Here is a 690-nt window from a genome sequence, read left to right as displayed (position 1 = left end):
TCACCTGATAAGTCATCATTTTCCAACAGAATTTGGAATTTGAGTTGTTTTTTGGACAGACTACTCCCTTGTTCTGCCTTTGGAAATTTTTTTATTGGGCCTTTGGTTCGTTCACTCCAGCTTTAGCTTCTGAATTCGCTGAATCACTTTCCAAAAGAATTCCTGGTACACGAAGCTTGAAGCCAGTTTGAAGTACAGGGATCGTCCTGATTTGACTAACTTACTGGCCACCTTAATGATCCGAGTGCGAATGGTGTCGATTTGCATGGTCTTTTGTCCTTCTGGAAAACAAAGGGTAAGCAGCCAGTTCGTTAAATTATAAGCCAATAAACTCATCATCATCTTCACTTCGTTTACTTGGTAGGAATGGCTATTCATTTTATCAAAAGCGAACCCGTTTTTGGCTTCCTTGATGTAGTTCTCCATTGTCCCTCTTTTTTGATACGTAGCGATGATTGCTTCAGGAGAAAAGGCATCCACTAAGTTTGTTACAAAGAAAGAGTGAGTAAGCAGGAGTTCACCAGCAGGGCGCAGTGATTTTATGATGACTTTTCTAGATTTAGTCCAATTCTTCGCTTGATAAACGGTTTCTTCATAATAACATTCCGTTTTCGTGACATCTGAAGCCACAGAAGTAGGGAGGAACTCGTCGGCCATTCGCTGCAGATTTGCATTGGATTTCAACCGAAT

1 protein-coding gene is annotated in these 690 nt (G+C 40.9%); it reads right to left on the bottom strand.

Annotated elements, in window-relative coordinates:
• Nucleotides 1-111 precede the first annotated feature (111 nt).
• A partial coding sequence (locus tag NCCP133_RS21830) for a transposase (RefSeq protein ID WP_264807320.1) occupies nt 112-690 on the bottom strand: 579 nt, incomplete at its 5' end.

This window comes from Cytobacillus sp. NCCP-133 (genome assembly GCF_026011715.1).
Lineage (GTDB): Bacteria > Bacillota > Bacilli > Bacillales > Cytobacillaceae > Cytobacillus.
This window is presented reverse-complemented; position numbering and strand designations above follow the sequence as displayed.